Below are 3024 nucleotides of genomic sequence, written 5' to 3' on the forward strand. Positions count from 1 at the left end.
TCAGTCGACCCGCAAAAATGGCTGAGCAGCACGCTCACTGCAATCGTTAATGGCCATAAGCAGAGCCAGATCGACCAACTATTGCCATGGAATTATACCGCCAAGGTGTGAGTGAGACACCGCTTACGCAGTAAGACGGATGGTCTCGACCAGTTCACCTACGAGTGGAGAGGCGCCCACCATGATTTTGTCGATCCGAATATGCAAGAAAAGCTTATTAATCTACGCGCCAGCGCGAACGAGTTAGCAGAGGCGATCGCCATTAATACCTACCCTGTCGACACGAACCTATCGTGGTCAACGCCTCACCCGGGATCGAACGCGCTGAATGCAGATGAACGCGCGTTGGAGGCGGGAAAGCTCTTAAATGCCGCGGCAACGAACTATGTCGCTGCCGTAGACAGCTTTGAGCAGATCGCAAAAGTGAAAATACCGGTCACCTCTCCGAGCTAAAGATACCTCCCGTGCTTATTCTTCGATTTGGGTTTCTAACGCCAAGGTGATCTTTACCAGCCTTGCCATTGCCTGACTGCCGTTAGCTGCGGCTGTAAAACTGAGCTCACGACCCGCTAGAAATTTTTGAACGGTATCGCTCCTCTGGAGTGAGCCAGCTCTCAATGAAATCCAGCGGATCAACGCTTCCCATCACTGCTCTGGCGAGCGCGAGACGTCCTTCTAAACGCTGCCGACGGTCGTCATCCGCGCTCTTTAGGCGCTCTGTTGCGTCCGCGAAGAATCGCTCTACGGTCATCGCCTTTCCCCACTTCTCCATGATCTCGGCCAGCTGCTGCCGGCTGTCGGCGAGAGCCTGGGCCGTTTTTCGCGCATCTTCCTCCCTTTCGTATCGCTCCCACCGCTCTTTTTGCTCTTTTTTCCGCTGCTCCTCCGCCGCTTCTTCGGCCTCCATAAGGCGTTGCAGATCAACTTTTGACGCCCCTAGCGTCTCGACAACTTCTGGGATCAGGCGCTCAAGCGATTGTTGCCCGGTTTCCTGCCAGTTGCGAGACCGGTTGACGCCATTCTTTGGTGAGTAGGCAACGATACGAAAACGCCTGCACGGCATATCCTGTTCGGTTGTCCACGAGTGCGTCAGCTGCGAAGATTTTTCTGAGCGGATGAGCTTGCTGTCCTCACGATGGTAGTCGCCATTGAAATAGCGCATCGTCACGCGCTCGGTCATCTCGGTGATGGCGAGCGCTACGGGCACCATGTCGATATAAAAAACAGTCGGCCTGTCAGGTGCCCAAATACTTCCCGAGTGGTCGCGACCGTATTTGCGATCCTTTCGCTCGACCTCTTGTTCCCTGACATGAATCCGCAGCAAATTGTCGGCGGCTGGCGCGATTTGAACGCGGTAACCTCGCTCATCAAGCGCAAGATACAGAGCGTTGGCGATGGAGAGAGCACGATGAAGCGCGGCTTCTGATGAGATCAGATCCGGCAGAAGCCTCTTGTAGGGCCTGAGGTGTGTTTCGGCGTGGAATATTCCGTTCCGATTGACACGGGAACCAGGCCGAAGCGTTTCTGAGACCAGTCTGGCCTTGAATTCCGGCGTCCATTTATTGCTTCCCCCGCTAATACTCTTCTCAGGGGTGAGAAACTCCACCGTAGGCCCCATGGGGAAACTCCTTCATCCATCCATGAAAAGCCCTTCGCAGATCAAACAGCGCGAGAAAATGTGGGGCCGAAACAGCGGTTACTCTTAGGCGACATGGACCTGAGTCAAAGCTTGGACATGCACACCGGCCAAACCGGTGAAGGCAGCGCCGGTAATAATTAGCTGCGCACCCTCGAAGGCATCGTCCTTCAGTAGGTCGATGAAGGGCTGGACGATGAAATTCTCCTTATCCCCAATGGCCTCACCGGAAAATTCGCCGGGCACGTCTATGATCGCCAATCCCGGGTAGTGGGTCTGAGGGCGCGGGCTGAGCGACAAAAGGCCATAATTGTAGGCCATTAGGAAATAGAGGGTGTCGGTTCCGCCCAAGGCGCCCTGCCACTTTTTGCGCCCGATCCGGAAGGAAACGCTGGACCGCGTCAAATCGACTTCGACTCGGTTATGCTTCCACGTCTGGGGCCGCTCGCGATTGAGTGCTTCGAGATATGCATTCATCCCGTCCTCGAGCCACTGCGCGGCTTCGTCGAAGTCGACCGCCCTGAAGGATTCGTCGACCCATTCCGCCAACGGCTTGATCTGGTCTTCGAGCGCCTTGACCTGAGCCGTCAGAGACTTACCCAGCTCGAGCGCCGCCGTCACCCGATCCATCTGTTTAGCTCGCTCGGCGGCCTGCCCGAGCGCGACGTCGATAGCGCTGACATCAGCTTGGGCGAGCGCGGCGACGGCTTGGCGAGCCGGGCCGAGCTCGACTTCGATTGCTCGTAAGCCCTCCTCAGCCAACCGCATCCCTGACGCCTGTTTCTCGACGTCGCGACTCAAGACATTGAGGAGATCGTCCGCCTCTTTCAGTTCGCCCGTCAACCGGTCCTGCTCGAACCGAAGGCGCACCACCCCGAGCCCCTCGATCTCGGGCTCATCCGGCAGATGCTGGTGACAGACGAAGCAGTGATCGGGAGCGTGGGCGGCCTTAAGCGTTTGATCGCATGCGGGACAATGGGTGACGCGCAAATCCGAGAGTATGTCGCCGGCATCCGCCGCGCGAGCCATCCGGTCGATCTCGTCGGCGAGATCCTTCCGGTATCTAAGGACATCTTTGAGACGCTCGTCTGCCGCTTGGCGCTTGCGGCTGACGGTCGTCAATGCCTCAAGAGCTTGCGCCCGCGCATGGCTGAGGGTCTCGACTCGAGACCGCTGGGCGGCGGGAATGGTTCGCGCGCTGGCGTCGGCGAGGACGCGTATCCGCTCCTCCTGGAGCTTGCTGACCATATCGCGCAGTCGCTGGACTTCCCCTTCAAAAGTGGAGGGCTTCTGTTAGACAAAACTGACAGGAGACTTAGAATTGAAGCAGCGAGAATTTACAGAAGAGTTCAAACGCGAAGCCGTTCGGATTTTAACGACGAGTGGTC

General features: G+C 57.1%; 4 protein-coding genes. 2 read left to right on the plus strand and 2 right to left on the minus strand.

Annotated elements, in window-relative coordinates; genetic code table 11:
• Window positions 1–111: transposase domain-containing protein (locus tag ACOZHT_RS24310; protein WP_421567108.1), on the plus strand; the 111-nt coding region annotated here is incomplete at its 5' end.
• A gap of 90 nt (window positions 112–201) precedes the next feature.
• Complete coding sequence (locus ACOZHT_RS24315) at window positions 202–453, plus strand: hypothetical protein (protein WP_421567102.1); 252 nt, start codon at window positions 202–204, stop codon at window positions 451–453.
• A gap of 106 nt (window positions 454–559) precedes the next feature.
• On the opposite strand, the gene ACOZHT_RS24320 is transcribed toward ACOZHT_RS24315, so the two are convergent.
• A complete protein-coding gene (locus ACOZHT_RS24320; protein WP_421567104.1) occupies window positions 560–1618 on the minus strand; it encodes a hypothetical protein in 1059 nt (352 codons plus the stop codon).
• Between the two features lie 84 nt (window positions 1619–1702).
• Complete coding sequence (locus ACOZHT_RS24325; RefSeq protein WP_421567106.1) at window positions 1703–2884, minus strand: hypothetical protein; 1182 nt, start codon at window positions 2882–2884, stop codon at window positions 1703–1705.
• Window positions 2885–3024 lie beyond the last annotated feature (140 nt).

The sequence above is a fragment of the Ochrobactrum sp. EDr1-4 genome (genome assembly GCF_049199085.1).
Taxonomy (GTDB): Bacteria; Pseudomonadota; Alphaproteobacteria; order Rhizobiales; family Rhizobiaceae; genus Brucella.